Here is a 17,843-nt window from a genome sequence, read left to right on the forward strand (position 1 = left end):
TGGGCCGCACGCAAACCGCCCGCATGGCGGGCGGTTTGCGGAGCCCGGGCCAGCCGAAGGCAGGACCGGGCGAGTCAGGGAAAGTGCGTGACGCACTTTCCCTGACATAGGCAAGGGCTTCGGCTCGACCACGGCCTTGCGTCAGCACTCAGCACGCCGTTCCACCCGGCTACACAGGCCACTTCCATGAACACCGCCCTCACCCATGCCCGCGTCCTCACCGCCCACGGCTGGCGCGACGATCTCGCCGTGCTGGTCGCGGGCGAACGCATCGCCGCGCTGCTGCCGCACGACCATCCGCAGGTGCGCGCCGCGCCGGCGCAGGATCTCGAAGGCGCGCTGCTGGTGCCCGGCTTCATCGACGTGCAGGTGAACGGCGGCGGCGGCGCGTTGTTCAACGCCTCACCCACGGTGGCGACGATCCGCACGATCGGCGCCGCGCACCGGAAGTTCGGCACCACCGGCTTCCTGCCCACCTTGATCAGCGACAGCACGGACGTGATGCGCGCCGCGCTGGCCGCGGTGGACGCCGCCTTCGACGCGGGCGTGCCGGGCCTGCTCGGCGTGCACCTCGAAGGTCCGTGGCTGGCGCCCGCACGCAAGGGCGTGCACGATCCGAAGTGGTTCCATGTGCCGGGTGAAGACGAACTCGCCATGATCTGCGCGCCGCACCGCGGCGTGCGCCTGGTGACGCTGGCGCCCGACCAGGTGCCGCACGAGATCATCGCGCGGCTGGCCGCCGCCGGCGTGATCGTCAACGCCGGCCACACCGCCGCCGACCACGCCACCATCCGCGCCGCGCTGGCCGCGGGCGTGCGCGGCTTCACGCATCTGTTCAACGCGATGACGCCGCTGGGCAGCCGCGAGCCCGGCGTGGTGGGCGCGGCGCTGGACGATCCCGGCAGCTGGTGCGGCATCATCGTCGACGGCCACCACGTGCACCCGACCAGCCTGCGCAACGCGATCGCCGCCAAGCCGCGTGGCAAGACCGTGCTGGTCACCGACGCGATGCCGCCGGTGGGCGCGGACTCCCCCGAGTACGTGCTCAACGGCGAAACCATCATCGCGAAGGACGGCATCTGCCAGACCGCGAACGGCGTGCTCGCCGGCTCCGCGCTGGACATGGCCACCGCCGTGCGCAACACGGTCGACCTGCTCGGCCTGCCGCTGGACGAGGCGGTGCGCATGGCCAGCACCTATCCCGCCGACTTCCTCGGCCTCGGCGCCAGCCACGGCCGCATCGCGGTGGGCTGTCGCGCCGATCTCGTCGCGATGGATGCCGGATGCAACGTGCGGCGGACCTGGATCAGCGGTTTGTCGGGATAAATCCCGACCCACGAACACCGCCGTATCCGTAGGTCGGGCCTCAGCCCGACAACGCCAGCCGCCAAACCCGACAAAACGCCAAGCCAGACAACGGCACCGCCATGGCGTCTGCCCGGCATGTCGCAGACAGGCATCGTGGCACCGTGGTCGGGATGAATCCTGACCCACGCCGACGGGCGCGCGCGATGACCTGGAACGATCTGCGCAAGGGGCGCGCGTCGCTGCCTGGCAATGCCTACCACATCACCACCGTGACCCGGAATCGGACGCCGTACTTCGCTGCGCTCGACAACGGCCGCAAGTTGGTGCGGGAGCTGATGGCGCTGCAAGCCGAAGGGCGCTGCGAAACCCTGTGCTACGTGGCGATGCCCGATCACCTGCATTGGCTGATGGCGCTTCGCGCCGGCACCCTGGCCGACGCTGTGCGTCTGTTGAAGGGGCGCTCGGCGCGTGCCATCAGCCGTGCGATATGGCAGCCGAACTATTTCGACCATGCGGCGCGCAGCGAGGAGGATCTGCGCACGATGGCACGCTACATCGGGGCCAACCCCTTGCGAACCGGACTGGTCGAACGCATCGGCGACTACCCGCTGTGGGAGGCGATCTGGCTGGACGAAACGCTGTCCCTGTAGGTCGGGCTTCAGCCCGACATCAGGCGCCACGAGCAGAGTCGTCGGGGGTGAATCCCGACCCACGAGGGCCGTGGGGTTTCAATCCGGCAAACGTTTTCGACAAACGCTCTCGTTGCCGCGCATGGCCACCCAAAGCTAGACTTCGCCTGTTCAGGTGTCCCGAAGGCGTTCGCCGGAGGGATGAAACGGGAAGCCGGTGCGTGGTTCGTCCACCATTCCGGCGCTGCCCCCGCAACGGTAAACGAGTACAGGCGCGGCCATCCGCCACTGTGTCGAACGACACGGGAAGGCGCCGCGCCAGACGGTCGAAGCATCGTCGCTCGCAAGCCCGGAGACCGGCCCGGACATGACTGCTGGCTCGCGGTGGGCGAGGCTGGACAGACGCGTCCGGCGCTTGCCGTGCCTGCCTGCTCCTGCCTCTTCCGATCCGCCTGCCGGTCCATGGAACACCATGCGCCGTGCGGTGTGCGCGGCCGAGGAACGAGACGTGAAGAAGACCCTGCTGGCCGCGGCGCTGCTGTGCTGCCTCCCCACCGCCTACGCCGCCGACCAGAACGACGCCAGCGCGCTGGCGCCGGTGGTCGTCACCGCCACCCGCACGCCGATCACCGCCGACGATGCGCTGTCCTCGGTCACCGTGATCACCCGCGCCGACATCGAGCGCCTGCAGCCGCTGTCGGTGGCGGACCTGCTCACCGGCCTGCCGGGCATCAGCTTCGCGCAGAGCGGCGGCCTCGGCCAGCTCGGCACGCTGTTCCTGCGCGGCACCAATTCCACCCACACCCTGGTGCTGATCGACGGCATCCGCGTGGGCTCGGCCACCGCCGGCTTCGCCCGGCTGGAGCAGATCCCGGTGGAGCAGATCGAGCGCATCGAGATCGTGCGGGGCCCGCGTTCCAGCCTGTACGGCTCCGACGCGATCGGCGGCGTGATCCAGATCTTCACCCGCCACGGCCAGCCGAACGGGGGCACCGAGCCTTCGTTCAGCACCACGGTCGGCAGTCATGGCCTCGCCGGTGCGACCGTCGGGCTGTCCGGCGGCGACGCGCACGCCTGGTACAACGCCAGCCTCGGCGGCCAGTACACCAGCGGCTTCCCGGCCTGCCGTTTGGGCGCGGGCGAGGTGTTCGCCGGCTGCTTCGTGGACGATCCGCGCAACGACGCGTTCCGCGACTGGAACGGTGCGCTCAACGCCGGCTACCGCTGGGACAACGGCACCGAGCTGGCCGGCGACTGGCTGCGCAGCAAGAGCTTCGTGGAATACGCGGGCAGCCCGTTCGGCAGCAACCGCGCGGTCGACGAGCAGCGCGTGGCTGGTGCGCGGCTGAGCTTCTCGCCGCTGGAGGCGTGGAAGGTCACGCTGAACGCGGGGCAGAGCAAGGACCTTTCCACCACGTATTACCAGGGTACCTACCTCGGCACGTACTACCCGCTGCAGCAGACCGGTTTCTCCGACTCGCGACGCAACCAGGCCTCGTGGCAGAACGATCTCGCGCTGGCCGCGAACCAGCTGCTGACCGTGGGCGTGGACTGGCAGCAGGAGCAAGTGGACAGCAACACCGCCTACCTCACCACGCACCGCACCGATACCGGCGGCTTCGCCCAGTACCAGGGCACGTTCGGCCGCAACGAGCTGCAGGCCTCGGTGCGCCGCGACCACAACAGCCAGTTCGGCAACCACGACACCGGCGCACTGGCTTGGGGCTACGCGTTCGACCACGGCCTGCGCCTCAGCGCCAGCTATGGCACCGCGTTCCACGCGCCGACCTTCAACGACCTGTACTTCCCGCCGTTCTTCGGCACGCCGTCGGCCAACCCGCAGCTGCGGCCGGAAGCCTCGCACAGCACCGAGCTGGGCCTGCAGCAGCAACTGGACGCCTGGCACTGGGCGGTGAACGCCTACGAGACGCGCATCAACCAGATGATCGTGCTCGACCCGGCGCAGAACTACGTGCCGTTCAACCTCAGCCGCGCGCGCATCCGCGGCGTGGAAGGCCAGCTCGGCGCCACCGTGGCCGGCTGGCAGTTGCAGGGCTACCTCACGCTGCAGCAGCCGAAGAACGACGACGGCGGCGCCGCCAACGGCAACGTGCTGCCGCGTCGCCCCGAGCGCACCGCGCGCATCGACCTCGACCGCCGCTTCGGCGCGTTCGGCGTGGGCGGCACCTGGTACGCGGCCGGCCGCAGCTACGACGACGTGGCGAACCTGCATCCGCTGGGCGGCTACAGCACGCTGGCGCTGCGCGCGAGCTGGCAGTTCGCGCCGGGCTGGCAGGTCGAGGGCCGCCTCGCCAACGCGTTCGACCACCGCTACGAGACGGTCTGGTACTACAACCAGCCTGGTCGCACCTGGTCGCTGACGCTGCGCTACAGCCCCGCCGCGCGCTGAGCGCGGGACGGTGAACGCGATGGGCCACGGAAGGCCGGTCGTCGCAGGAAGCACGCGCCCCTGTCGCGCGTGCTGACACGGTGGGCATCGGAGCATGCCACCGATGTCGTGCAGGGACGGGGGGGGAGACACGAACAGGGACGTTCACCCCTGTCTTTCGACAGGGGCCGCCTTCAGGCACATACGCGGTGGCCCCCGTCCACGGCATAAGGGGCGCATGATCGGAAGCCGTTTCAGGTTGCCGACTGCCGCGCGCGTTCTCCCACTATGCTGGCGCGCCACGGAGGACACGTGAACATTTTTGCGCCCATGATTCGCCGACCCATCGGCACCGTGCTGTTGGCCTGCGGGCTGGCGCTGGCCGGCGCGTGGGCCTACCTGTTGCTGGGCGTGGCGGCGTTCCCGTCGATGGAATTCCCGTTCATGGGCGTGAACGCGCAGCTGCCCGGCGCCAGCGCGCAGGTGATGGCCACCTCCGTGGTGGCGCCGCTGGAGCGGCATCTGGGGCGTATCCCGGGCGTGCAGCACATCACTTCGACCGCCACCGAGGGCGGCGCGCAGATCGGCCTGCAGCTCGACTTCGGCCGCAACCCGGACCAGGTAGCGCACGACGTGCAGGCGGCGATCAATGCGGCGATCCCGGATCTGCCCAACGACATGCCGAGCCCGCCGAGCTACTTCAAGGCGAACAGCACACAGATCCCGATCCTGCTGGTGGCGCTGACGTCGAGCAGCCTGCCGCCGGACAAGCTCTACGACCTCACCGATACGGTGCTCAAGCCCGCGGTGGCGCAGATCCCCGGCGTGGCGCAGGTGGATGTGGGTGGCGGCACGCCGCATGCGGTGCGGGTGGCGCTGAACAGCGCCGCGCTGGCGCATGCCGGGATCACCGCGAACGACGTGGCGAACGCGCTGCGCGCGGCCAACGTCACCTCGCCGCAGGGCGTGATCGGCAACGGCGCCACCCAGCTGACGGTGACCGCGAACGACTCGCTGCACAGCACCCAGGATTTCGCCGACCTGGTGATCGCCAGCCGCAAGGGCGTGCCGATCCGGCTGTCCGACGTGGCCACGGTCAGCAGCGGCCAGCAGAACCGGTACACCGCGGCCTGGTTCAACCAGCATCGCGCGGTGGTGCTGCGCATCACCAAGCGCGCCGATGCGAACGCCGTGGCCACGGTGGACGCGATCCGCGTGCGCCTGCCCGAGCTGCGCAGCCTGCTGCCCGCCGACGTGAGGATCACCCCGATCTTCGACCTCACGCCCACCACGATGTCGGCGCTGCACGAGGTGGAAGTGGCGCTGCTGATGGGCATCGTGATGGTGGCGCTGGTGATGCTGGTGTTCCTGCGTCGCGCGCGGCCTACCGTGATCGCGATGTTCAGCATCCCGCTGTCGCTGGCCGGCGCGCTGGTGGTGATGTGGATGCTGGGTTTCACGCTCAACATCTTCTCGCTGGTGGCGCTGGTGCTGTGCGTGGGTTTCGTGGTGGACGACGCGATCGTGGTGATCGAGAACATCGTGCGCCACATGGAGCAGGGCAAGCCGGCGCTGCAGGCGGCGCTGACCGGCGTGCGCGAGATCGGTTTCACGGTGATCTCGATCACGCTGTCGCTGATCGCGGTGTTCGGGCCGATGGTGTTCGGCAACAACACGTTCACGATGCTGATGCGCGAGTTTTCGGTGACCCTGATCGCGACGATCGTGATCTCGGCGCTGGTCTCGCTGACGCTTACGCCGGCGCTGTGCGGCAGCTGGCTGGCGCACGACGACGTGGCGGCCGCGCGCACGCCGGGGCGGCTGGAGCGCTGGGCCGAACGCTTCGACCGCTGGATGCTGCGCATCTACGAACGTGGACTCGATTGGTCCATGCACCACCGCCGGTTGATGCGCTGGCAGCCGCCGATCCTGCTGGTGCTGACGATCGTGCTGGCGGTGCTGGTGGGCATGACCGCGGGTGGCGGCATCATGCCGAAGGAGGACACCGGGTTGATCCGCGCGCACATCACCGCCGACGCGAACATCTCGCCTACCTTGATGATGCAGCGCACGCGGGAGATCGTGGACCGGATCCATGCCGACCCGGCCGTGCTCGACGTGACCGCGTTCTACGGCAGCGGCAACAACGGTGCGAGCAGCAATGAGTCGCGCATGTTCATCGACCTGAAGCCGCTCGGCGACGGGCCGGGCGAGCGCCGCGACGGCGCGCAGCAGGTGGTGGACCGGCTGAACAAGCAGTTCAAGCCGCTGGCCGACCTCGACGTGACGCTGACCACGGTGCAGTTCATCAACATGGGTGGCGGCGGCCAGGGCCAGGGCCAGTACAGCTTCAACCTGGTCAGCACCAGCGGCGCGTCGCTGCAGCAGCCCACGCTGGGGCTGGCCAAGGTGATGCGTGGCATGAAGCAGTTCCGCGACGTCACCACCAGCTTCGACAGCATCGGCAAGCAGCAGATGCTGGACGTCGACCGCGCCGCGGCGGCGCGGTTGCAGATCAGCATGGGCGCGATTGACGACGCGCTGAACAAGTCGTTCGGGCAGACGCCGGTGTCGACAATCTACTCGGACATCAACCAGTACTACGTGGTGCTCACCTCCGACCGCGCCGATACGCTTAGCCCCGACACCTTGCTCAACACTTACGTGCGCAACGCGCAGGGCAAGATGATTCCGCTGTCGGCGGTGGCGCAGATCCGGCCGAACATCGCGCCGGTCAGCGTCGACCACTACGACCAGGTGGAGTCGTCCTCGATCAGCTACAACCTCGCCAAGGACGTGACCCAGGCCGAAGGACTGCAGCGGGTGAGCCAGGCGATCTTCGCCGCCCACCTGCCGGCCGGCGTGCAGAAGCAGTACACCGGCGAGAACCAGGATCTGCTCGATGCGCTGAGCAACGCGCTGTTGCTGCTGCTCGCGGTGATCGGCGCGATGTACGTGGTGCTGGGCATCCTGTACGAGAGCCTGATCCACCCGCTGACCATCATCTCCACGCTGCCCGCCGCGGGCATGGGCGCGTTCCTGGCGATGCTGCTCACGCATACCCAGCTCACCACGATGTCGGTGATCGCGGTGCTGATGCTGATCGGCATCGTGAAGAAGAACGCGATCCTGATGGTGGACTTTGCCCTGGTCGCCGAGCGCGAGCACGGCATGGATCCGCCCGCGGCGATCCGCGAGGCGGCGCTGGTGCGCTTCCGCCCGATCACCATGACCACCCTGGTCGCGATGGGCGCGGCGTTGCCGCTGGCGGTGGGTTTCGGTGCGGGTTCGGAGATGCGCCAGCCGCTGGGCATCGCGATCCTGGGCGGCCTGTTCGTGTCGCAGCTCCTGACCCTGCTCTCGACGCCGGCGATCTACCTGTGGCAGCACGACCGCCGCGAGCGCAAGGCGAGGCGCAGCGAGATCCGTCGCCAGCGCTTGCTGGCGCGCCAGGTGCCGGCACTGCCGAAGTAGTCGCCGCGAGCTGCGACCCGGGCGTGGGCGCAGTCTGCCCCGCCTGCGAGCCCCTGCCTTTCGACAGGGGGCCGCCTTCAGGCACATACGTCGACTCGCCGGATCGTGCATAAAGGGCACCTGATCGGGGACCGTTCCATGCCGCCCTTGGCCGCGCGCGTTCTCCCGCTATGCTTGCGCGCCACGGAGGACACGTGAACATCTTCGCCCCCATGATTCGCCGGCCTGTCGGCACCGCGCTGCTGGCGATCGGCCTGGCCATCGCCGGCTTCTGCGCCTACCTGCTGCTGGGCGTGGCGGCGTTGCCCTCGATCGAGTTTCCCGGCGTGGGCGTGCAGGCGGCGGTACCCGGCGCCAGCGCGCAGGTGATGGCCAATACCGTGCTGTCGCCGCTGGAGCGGCATCTGGGGCGCATACCCGGCGTCAAGATGATGTTCGGCAACGCCAGCGAGGGTTCGGCGCAGATCCAGATCATGTTCGACATGAGCCGCAGCGCGGACCAGGCGGCGCGCGACGTGCAGCAGGCGATCAACGCGGCCCAGCCGGACCTGCCCACCGGCATGCTGCCGCCGCAGTATTTCAAGTTCGACACCTCGCAGATCCCCATCCTGCTGGTCACGCTGACCTCGACCAGCCTGCCGCCGGACAAGCTCTACGACCTCACCGACACGCTGCTGAAACCGGCGGTGGCGCAGATCCCCGGCGTGGCCCAGGTGGGCGTGGGCGGCGGCACGCCGCACGCGGTGCGCGTGGCGCTGAACAGCGCCGCGCTGGCGCATGCCGGGATCACCGCGAACGACGTGGCGAACGCGCTGCGCGCGGCCAACGTCACCTCGCCGCAGGGCGCGCTCGGCAACGGCAGCACCCAGATGACGGTGACCGCGAACGACGCGTTGCACACCGTGCAGGATTTCGCCGGCCTGGTGATCGCCAGCCACAACGGCGTGCCGATCCGCCTGTCCGACGTGGCCACCGTCACCGGCGGGCAGGAGGACAAGTACGCCGCGGCCTGGTTCAACGGCGAGCGCGCCGTGCTGATGCAGATCAACAAGCGGGCGGACGCGAATTCGGTGGCCACCGTGCAGGCGATCCTCGCCCGCCTGCCCGAGCTGCGCGGCCTGCTGCCGGCCGACGTGCAGATCCATCCGGTGTTCGACCTCACCGGCACCACCAAGTCGGCGCTGCACGAGGTGGAAGTGGCGCTCATGATGGGCGTGGTGATGGTGGCGCTGGTGATGCTGGTGTTCCTTCGCCGCGTGCGGCCCACCGTGATCGCGATGTTCAGCATCCCGCTGTCGCTGGCCGGTGCGTTCGTGCTGATGTGGGCGATGGGCTTCACGCTCAACATCCTGTCGCTGGTGGCGCTGGTGCTGTGCGTGGGTTTCGTGGTGGACGACGCGATCGTGGTGATCGAGAACATCGTGCGCCACATGGAGCAGGGCAAACCGGCGTTGCAGGCGGCGCTGACCGGCGTGCGCGAGATCGGTTTCACGGTGATCTCGATCACGCTGTCGCTGATCGCGGTGTTCGGGCCGATGGTGTTCGGCAACAACATGTTCACCTTGCTGATGCGCGAGTTCTCGGTGACCCTGATCGCGACGATCGTGATCTCGGCGCTGGTCTCGCTGACGCTTACGCCGGCGCTGTGCGGCAGCTGGCTGGCGCACGACGACGTGGCGGCCGCGCGCACGCCGGGGCGGCTGGAGCGCTGGGCCGAGCGCTTCGACCGCTGGATGCTGCGCATCTACGAACGTGGACTCGATTGGTCCATGCACCACCGCCGGCTGATGCGCTGGCAGCCGCCGATCCTGCTGGTGCTCACCGTGCTGCTGGCGGTGCTGGTGGGCATGACCGCCGGCGGCGGCCTGATGCCGAAGGAGGACATCGGCCTGCTGCAGGCGCAGCTCGGCGCGGACGCGAACATCTCGCCCACCTTGATGGCCAAGCGCACCCAGGACGTGACCGCGGCGATCCAGGCCGACAAGGACGTGCTCGACATCACCACCATCCTCGGCGGCAACAACAACGCCGGCGGCGTGGGCAACCACTCCACCCTGTTCATCGACCTGAAGCCGCGCGGCGACAAGCCCGGTGACCGCGGCGACACCGCGCAGCAGGTCGTCGAGCGTCTCACCAAGCAGTTCAAGGACCTGCCCGACCTGACCGTGTCGCTGACCCCGGTGCAGTTCCTCGGCGGCGGCGGGGGCGGCAGCAGCAGCGGGCCGATGTTCTCGTTCCAGCTCACCAGCACCACCGGCACGTCGCTGCAGCAACCCACGCTGGACGTGGCGCGGGTGATGCGCGGCATGAAGCAGTTCCGCGACGTCACCACCAGCTTCGACAGCATCGGCAAGCAGCAGATGCTGGAAGTGGACCGCGCCGCGGCGGCGCGGCTGCACCTGGGCATGAGCCAGGTCGACGACGCGCTGAACGACGCGTTCGGCCAGACGCCGGTGTCGGTGATCTACTCGGACATCAACCAGTACCAGGTGATCCTCACCTCGAACAAGGCCGACACGCTGAGCCCGGACGCCCTGCTCAACACCTATGTGCGCAACACGCAGGGCAAGATGATCCCGCTCGCGGCGGTGGCGCGCATCCGGCCGCACATCGCGCCGATCTCCATCCAGCATTTCGACCAGATCGAGTCCTCGGCGGTCAGCTACAACCTCGCCAAGGGCGTCAACCAGATCGAGGCCTTGAAGCTGGTGGACCAGGCGATCTACGCCGCGCACCTGCCGGACGGCGTGCAGAAGAAGTACACCGGCCAGAACAAGGACATGCTCGATGCGCTGGTCAACTCGCTGCTGCTGCTGCTCGCGGTGATCGGCGCGATGTACGTGGTGCTGGGCATCCTGTACGAGAGCCTGATCCATCCGTTGACGATCATCTCCACCCTGCCCGCCGCGGGCATGGGCGCGTTCCTGGCGATGCTGCTCACGCATACCCAGCTCACCGTGATGAGCGTGATCGCGGTGCTGATGCTGATCGGCATCGTGAAGAAGAACGCGATCCTGATGGTGGATTTCGCCCTGGTCGCCGAGCGCGAGCACGGCATGGATCCGCCCGCGGCGATCCGCGAGGCGGCGCTGGTGCGCTTCCGCCCGATCACCATGACCACCCTGGTGGCGATGGGCGCGGCGTTGCCGCTGGCGATCGGCTTCGGCGTGGGCTCGGAGATGCGCCAGCCGCTGGGCATCGCGATCCTGGGCGGCCTGTTCGTGTCGCAGCTCCTGACCCTGCTCTCGACGCCGGCGATCTACCTGTGGCAGCACGACCGCCGCGAGCGCAAGGCGAAGCGCAAGCTGCTGCGCGAGGAGATCCGCCGCCAGCGCGTGCTGGCGCAGCAGGTGCCGGCGCTGCCGAAATAGGCTGCGCCGGGCCGCGGACCCCGGGCGGCAGCGGCGCTGCCGTTCGGCCCCTGTCTTTCGGCAGGGGCCGCCTTCAGGCACATACGCAGACACGCGAAGCCGAGCATAAAGAGCGCATGACCGGGAACCGTTCCATGCCGCTGGCGGTCGCGTATGTGCTCTCGACACGCATGCGTGCCACGGAGGCCGCGTGAACGTCTTCGCTCCCATGATTCGCCGGCCCGTCGGCACTACCCTGCTGGCCATCGGGCTGGCGCTGGCCGGCACCTGGGCTTATCTGCTGCTGGGCGTGGCGGCGTTGCCGTCGCTGGATTTTCCAGGCGTCTACGTGGTGGCCAACCAGCCGGGTGCCAGTGCGCAAACCATGGCCAACACGGTGCTGGCACCGCTGGAACGCCATCTGGGCCAGATTCCCGGCATCGACGACATGTACGGCAATGCCACCGAGGGTGCCGCATCGGTGAGCGTGCGCTTCAACTTCTCGCGCACCGCGGACAGCGCGGCACGCGACGTGCAGGCGGCGCTCAACGCGGCCGCGATCGACCTGCCGCCGGGCATGCCGACGCCGCCGCAGTTCTTCAAGTTCGACACCTCGCAGATCCCGATCGTGTTCATCACGTTGACCTCGACCGGATTGCCCCGGGACGGGCTGTACGACCTCGCCGATACGCTGCTCAAGCCGGCGGTGGCGCAAATCGACGGTGTGGCACAGGTGCAGGTGTTCGGCGGCACGCCGCATGCGGTGCGCATCGAACTGGACAACAACGCGCTGGCGGCGAAGGGACTCACTTCGAACGATGTCGCCAACGCGCTGCGTGCGGCCAATGTCACCTCGCCGCAGGGCACGCTGAGCGACGGCCGCACGCAAATGACGGTGACTGCCAACGACGGCTTGCGCCAGCCGGCTGATTTCGCCCACCTGTTGATCGCGGTGAGGAACGGCGTCCCGGTACGCCTGTCCGATGTGGCCCGGGTCTACGGCGGCGAGCAGGACGAATACCAGGGGGCATGGTTCAACGACCAGCATACGGTGGGCCTGCAGATCACCAAGCGGCCGGAAGCCAATGCGGTGGCGACGGTGGAGGCGATCCGCGCCCGGTTGCCGCAACTGCGCGCGTCGCTGCCCTCCAACATCACCCTCACGCCGGTGTTCGACCTGACCCAGACCACCAAGTCGGCGCTGCACGAAGTGAAGGTGGCGCTGCTGATCTCGATCGCGATGGTGGTGCTGGTGATGCTGGTGTTCCTGCGCCGGCTGCGCCCGACCATGATCGCCACGCTGAGCGTGCCGCTGTCGCTGGCCGGCGCGTTCGTGGTGATGTGGGCGCTCGGCTACACGCTCAACACCTTGTCGCTGGTGGCGCTGGTGCTGTGCATCGGTTTCGTGGTGGACGATGCGATCGTGGTGATCGAGAACATCGTGCGCCACATGGAGCGCGGCATGTCGCCGATGCAGGCGGCGCTCACCGGCGTGGGCGAGATCGGTTTCACGGTGATCTCGATCACGCTGTCGCTGGTGGCGGTATTCGCGCCGCTGCTGCTGGGCAACAACATGCTGATCATGCTGCTGCGCGAGTTCTCGGTGACGCTGACCGCGGCGGTGGTGATCTCGGCGCTGGTCTCGCTCACGCTGACCCCGGCGCTGTGCGCCCACCTGCTCAAGCACGAGCCGGTGGACCGGAAACCGCCGGGCCGGCTGGAGCGCGCGGTCGAGCGCTTCGACCGCGGCATGCTGCGCGTCTACGAACGCGCACTGGACTGGGCGATGCGGCACCGGCGGATCATGCGCTGGCAGCCGCTGACCCTGCTGGTCGTCACCGTTCTGCTCGGCATGGCGGTGGTGAAGACCGCCGGCGGCACCTTCATGCCGGAAGAGGACACCGGACAGCTGCAGGTGGATATCAGCGCCGATGCCAACATCTCGCCGGCACAGCTGGCCGAGCGCACCAGGGCGGTGATGAAGATCATGCTGGCCGACCCGGCCGTGCTGGATCAGCTGACCATGCTCGGCGGCAATGACGCCGGCGGCGCGGTGGGCAATTCGGCGCAGATGTTCGTCGACCTGAAGCCGCGCGGCAGCGGCCCGGGCGAACGGCCGGAGAACATCAAGAAGGTCATCGAGCGCCTGTCGAAGAAGTACGACAAGCTGCCCGACGTGAAAGTGTCGGTCAGCGCCTCGCAGTTCCTCGGCGGTGGCGGCAGTGGCGACAAGGGCGGCCAATACGAATTCCAGCTGATCGACAGCAACGGGGGCGACCTGCAGCCGTCGGCACTGAAGATGGTGCGGCGGATGCGCACGATGAAGGAATTCCGTGATGTCAGCAGCAACTTCGACCAGGTCGGCAAACAGCAGCTGCTCATGGTCGATCGCCAGGCGGCCAGCCGCCTGCAGGTCGGCATGGGCGACGTGGACACGGCGCTGTACAACTCGTTCGGCCAGCACCAGGTCTCGACGATCTATTCGGACATCAACCAGTACGCCGTGGTGCTCACCGCCGGTACGGCGGAGAGCGTCAGCCCGGAAGGATTGCTGAACCTGCGCGTGCGCAACCACCAGGGGCGGATGATCCCGCTGTCCGCGCTGGCGCACGTCGCACCCAACAGCAGCCCGTTGCGCATCCGCCATCACAACCAGATGGAAGTGGCCACGATCACCTACAACCTCGCCGAAGGCGTGCAGCAGGATCGCGGCATCAAGCTGGTCGAGCAGGCGGCCTACGCGGCCGGGCTGCCGACCGGCGTCCGGGTCGATTTCACCGGCCGCAACCAGCGCCTGCAGCAGGCCCAGTCCAACGGCATGGTGCTGCTGATCGGCTCGATCATCGCGATGTACATCGTGCTCGGCATCCTCTACGAGAGCCTTGGCCATCCGCTGACGATTCTTTCCACCCTGCCTGCCGCGGGTGCCGGTGCCTTCCTCGCCATGCTGGTGACGCAGACGCAGCTCTCGCTGATGGCGATCATCGCGATCCTGATGCTGATCGGCATCGTCAAGAAGAACGCGATCCTGATGGTCGACTTCGCCCTGGTGGCGGAGCGAACGCGCGGCGTGCCCGCGCCCGAGGCCATCCGCGAGGCCGCGCTGGTGCGTTTCCGTCCGATCACCATGACCACCCTGGTGGCGATGGGTGCGGCGCTGCCGCTGGCGATCGGCTTCGGTATCGGTTCGGAAATGCGCCAGCCGCTGGGCATCGCGATCGTCGGAGGCCTGATGGTGTCGCAACTGCTGACCCTGCTCTCCACGCCGGCGATCTACCTGTGGCAACACGACCGCCGCGAGCGCAAGGCGAAGCGCAAGGCGCTGCGCGAGGAGCGCCGCCGCCAGAAGCTGGTGACCAAGCAGATGCCGGCGTTGCCGGGGTAGGAGCGGCTTCAGCCGCGACTGGCGGAGGAATCGCGGCTGAAGCCGCTCCTGCGGCCGCTCCTGCGCCGCGCCTGCGATCCGGCAAACACGGAGCGCCCGCAGGGCACGATCGCGGGCACGATTCAGCGGGGCTTGCTATGGTTCGGGCTTCCTGCCGAACGGACCCAAGCCCATGCGCCTGTGCCCGGCCGCCTTGCTGGCCAGCCTCACCTTTTGCGTCGCCACGCTGTCGCCGCCGCCCGTCGTGGCGGCGGAGAGCCTCGGCATTCCGCCGATCCAGTACCGCGAGCGCACGCTGCCGAACGGCCTGCAGGTGCTCAGCATGGAGGACCATGCCAGCCCCAACGTGGCGGTGCAGGTGTGGTACCACGTGGGCTCCAAGGATGATCCGCAGGGCCGCTCGGGCTTCGCGCACCTGTTCGAGCACCTGATGTTCAAGAGCACCAAGCACATGCATGCCGAGCAGATGGACCGGCTCACCGAGGACGTGGGCGGCGCCAACAACGCCTCCACCGGCGACGACATCACGAACTACTACGAAGTGGTGCCCAGCAACCATCTGCAGACCCTGCTGTGGGCCGAGGCCGAGCGGCTGTCCAATCTCAACGTGGACGAGGCGAACTTCAAGTCCGAGCGCGCCGTGGTGGAGGAGGAATACCGCCAGAGCGTGCTGGCCCAGCCCTACGGCAAGCTGTTCAACGCGATCGACGAATACTCGTACCAGGTGCACCCGTACAAGCGGCCCACGATCGGCAGCATCCCCGACCTGGAGGCCGCCTCGCTCAAGGACGTGATCGCGTTCCACGACACGTACTACCGTCCCGACAACGCCACCCTGATCGTGGCCGGCGACTTCGATCCCAAGCAGCTGGACGCCTGGGTCGACCAGTACTTCGGCTGGATTCCGAAGCCGGCCACGCCTATCCCGCAGGTGGACGCGAAAGAGCCGAAGCGCAAGAAGGACGCACGCTACACCGTGACCAGCGAGACCGCGCCGCTGCCCGCGGTGGCAGTGACCTGGCTGATCCCGTCCGCGCACGACGCCAAGGACCTGATCCCGCTGCAGGTGGCCGCCGCGCTGCTGGCGCAGGGCGATTCCTCGCGGCTGTACCAGTCGCTGGTCTACCGCCACCAGGTGGCGCAGCAGGTCGGCGCCGACGCCGATGGCCGGGTCGGGCCGGGGCTGTTCACCGTCTACGCGATCCTCGCCAGCGGGCACACCACGAAGGAGGCGGAGAAGCTGCTGCACGAGGAAATCGTCTGGCTCGCCACTCAGCCGATTCCCGCGGCCGAGCTGGACAAGGTGAAGACCCAGCTGCTGACCAGCGAGCTGAAGCAGCGCCAGACCGCGCAAGGCATCGCCTTCGCGCTGGGGCAGGCCACGCTCACCGAGGGCAGCCCCGCGCGAGCCAACAGCGACCTCGACGCGCTGCAGCAGGTCACCGAACAGGACGTGCACCGCGTGCTGCGCGACTACGTCACCGGTGCCCGCAGCGTCACCATCGACTACATGCCAGAGTCCAGCGCCGGCAAGCAGGGAGACGCGAAATGATCCGTCGCCATCGTTCCGGTGGTTTGCTACGTTCGGCCGTCTTTACGGCCATCCTGTGCGCCATCGCCGGCAGTGTGTTCGCGGCGGATGCCGGCGCCGGCTTCCCAGTCACGCCACCCGCACCCGGCCCCGCGCCGCAGCTCAACGTGCCCGTGCCGACCGCACAGACCCTGTCGAACGGCCTGGTCGTGGTCAGCGTGCGCCGTGCCGGGCTGCCGCTGGTTACTGCGCAACTGGTGCTGCGCAGCGGCGGCGAGATGGACCCGGCCAACGAGGCCGGCCTCGCCGACCTCACCGCGAACCTGCTGACCAAGGGCGCCGGCGGCAAGAGCGCGCCGCAGATCGCCGCCGCTGCCGAGGCGCTGGGCGGTTCGCTGCAGGCCGCCGCGGGCTGGGACGAGAGCGCGGTGGGCATCACCGTCATCACGCCGAAATTGCCCAAGGCGCTGGACCTGCTGGCCACCGTGGTGCGCCATCCCGACTTCGCACCGGACGAGCTGAAGCGTGCGCAAGCGCAGGCGGCGGACGACCTGCGTCTCGCGCTGAGCCGGCCGATCGCGCTGGCTTCGCTGGCCGCCGGCCGCGCGGTGTTCGGCGACGGCGCCTATGGCCATTCGCGCACCGGCACGCCGGCCTCGATTGCGCGCATCACCCGCGCCAATGTCGAACGCCTGCATGCGGAGCTGTACCGGCCGGACAACGCGATCCTCGTGCTCGCCGGCGACATCACGCCGGCACAGGCGGCGCAGTTGGCGCAGGCCAGCTTCGGCGACTGGAAGAATCCCGCCACACCGTTGCCGGCGAAGCCCAAGGGCAGCACCGACAGCAAGCTGCCCGCGCTGCTGCTGATCGACCAGCACGGCGCCGGCCAGGCGGGCGTGGTCGCCGCGCACGCCGCGCCGCCGCGCAAGGACGCCGGCTACTACACCGGCGTGGTCGCCAACGCGGTGCTGGGCGGTTCCTATTCGGCACGGCTCAACGAGGAGATCCGCATCAAGCGTGGACTGTCCTATGGCGCCAGCAGCCGGCTGCAGCCGATGGCCGACGCCGGCCTGTGGCTGGCCGCGGCGCAGACCAAGAATCCCTCCGCGCCGCAGGTGGTGGCACTGATGCGGCAGCAGTTCGCGGCACTCGGCGACGGCCAGGTGCCGGCGGCGGAACTGGCCGCGCGCAAGGCCACCCTGGTCGGCGGCTACGGCCGCAGCCTGGAGACCACCGCCGGCCTCGCCGAGCAGGTCGCCGAACTCGCGGTCTACGGCCTGCCGCTGGCGGACATCGGCCAGTACATCGCCAAGGTGCAGGCGGTCACGCCGAAACAGATCGAGGCCTACGCGCGCAAGCATCTCGATGCGAAGTACACCCGCGTGGTGGTGGTGGGCGACGCCACCCAGTTCGCGCCGGCGCTGCGCAAGGCCGATCCGAAGGCCGCGTTGCTGGAGGCCGGCCAGCTGGACCTGGACAGCCCGAGCCTGCAGCCGGCGGCCGCCGTCCGACCCTGATCCGCCGCTTCGCGTTGCCTCCGACCCCGGCTCCGTCCGGGGTTTTTCTTTTTTTGAAGAGTGCGGCCATGGATGGTCGCCCGTGTGATCTTCGCGATCACGGAAGATCGCAAGAGGATTAAGCCGGGCGGCCACGGGTGGCTGCCCGTTTGACCTTCGCGGTCATGGCTGATCGCCAAGGGCCCGGTGGGGTGCCCCGCATGGTTGCCGCAGGCGAAACGCTGTGTTTCCGGTCGTCGCAGGCACCGGTCGAGTAC

8 protein-coding genes and 1 riboswitch are annotated in these 17,843 nt (G+C 68.7%); all 8 genes read left to right on the forward strand.

The window, feature by feature from the left end:
* The first annotated feature begins 186 nt into the window (after positions 1-186).
* The 8 genes from nagA to B0E52_RS11770 all read left to right on the forward strand — a co-directional run bounded on the left by nagA (position 187) and on the right by B0E52_RS11770 (position 17,586).
* The gene (nagA, locus tag B0E52_RS11735) at positions 187-1,326 is read left to right on the forward strand and encodes an N-acetylglucosamine-6-phosphate deacetylase (protein WP_077484025.1); all 1,140 of its coding nucleotides are present in this window, start codon (positions 187-189) and stop codon (positions 1,324-1,326) included.
* Between the two features lie 101 nt (positions 1,327-1,427).
* Positions 1,428-1,958, forward strand: a complete 531-nt coding sequence (locus B0E52_RS11740) for a transposase (RefSeq protein WP_254426781.1) — start codon at positions 1,428-1,430, stop codon at positions 1,956-1,958.
* Between the two features lie 135 nt (positions 1,959-2,093).
* Positions 2,094-2,317: riboswitch (cobalamin riboswitch) on the forward strand.
* Positions 2,318-2,445: 128 nt separating this feature from the next.
* The gene (btuB, locus tag B0E52_RS11745) at positions 2,446-4,347 is read left to right on the forward strand and encodes a TonB-dependent vitamin B12 receptor (RefSeq protein WP_077484126.1); all 1,902 of its coding nucleotides are present in this window, start codon (positions 2,446-2,448) and stop codon (positions 4,345-4,347) included.
* Between the two features lie 291 nt (positions 4,348-4,638).
* Positions 4,639-7,800: an efflux RND transporter permease subunit gene (locus tag B0E52_RS11750; RefSeq protein WP_077484128.1), complete on the forward strand. Its 3,162-nt coding sequence runs from the start codon at positions 4,639-4,641 to the stop codon at positions 7,798-7,800.
* A gap of 194 nt (positions 7,801-7,994) precedes the next feature.
* Positions 7,995-11,171 carry an efflux RND transporter permease subunit gene (locus B0E52_RS11755; RefSeq protein WP_077484130.1) on the forward strand — a complete coding sequence of 1,059 codons (3,177 nt, stop codon included), beginning with the start codon at positions 7,995-7,997 and terminating at the stop codon, positions 11,169-11,171.
* A gap of 190 nt (positions 11,172-11,361) precedes the next feature.
* A complete protein-coding gene (locus B0E52_RS11760) occupies positions 11,362-14,535 on the forward strand; it encodes an efflux RND transporter permease subunit (RefSeq protein WP_077484027.1) in 3,174 nt (1,057 codons plus the stop codon).
* A gap of 172 nt (positions 14,536-14,707) precedes the next feature.
* Complete coding sequence (locus B0E52_RS11765) at positions 14,708-16,087, forward strand: pitrilysin family protein (RefSeq protein ID WP_077484028.1); 1,380 nt, start codon at positions 14,708-14,710, stop codon at positions 16,085-16,087.
* Positions 16,084-17,586 carry a pitrilysin family protein gene (locus B0E52_RS11770; protein ID WP_077484029.1) on the forward strand — a complete coding sequence of 501 codons (1,503 nt, stop codon included), beginning with the start codon at positions 16,084-16,086 and terminating at the stop codon, positions 17,584-17,586. The genes B0E52_RS11765 and B0E52_RS11770 overlap by 4 nt, the downstream gene beginning before the upstream one ends.
* Positions 17,587-17,843 lie beyond the last annotated feature (257 nt).

It is taken from the genome of Rhodanobacter sp. C06, from assembly GCF_002001105.1.
GTDB lineage: Bacteria > Pseudomonadota > Gammaproteobacteria > Xanthomonadales > Rhodanobacteraceae > Rhodanobacter_A.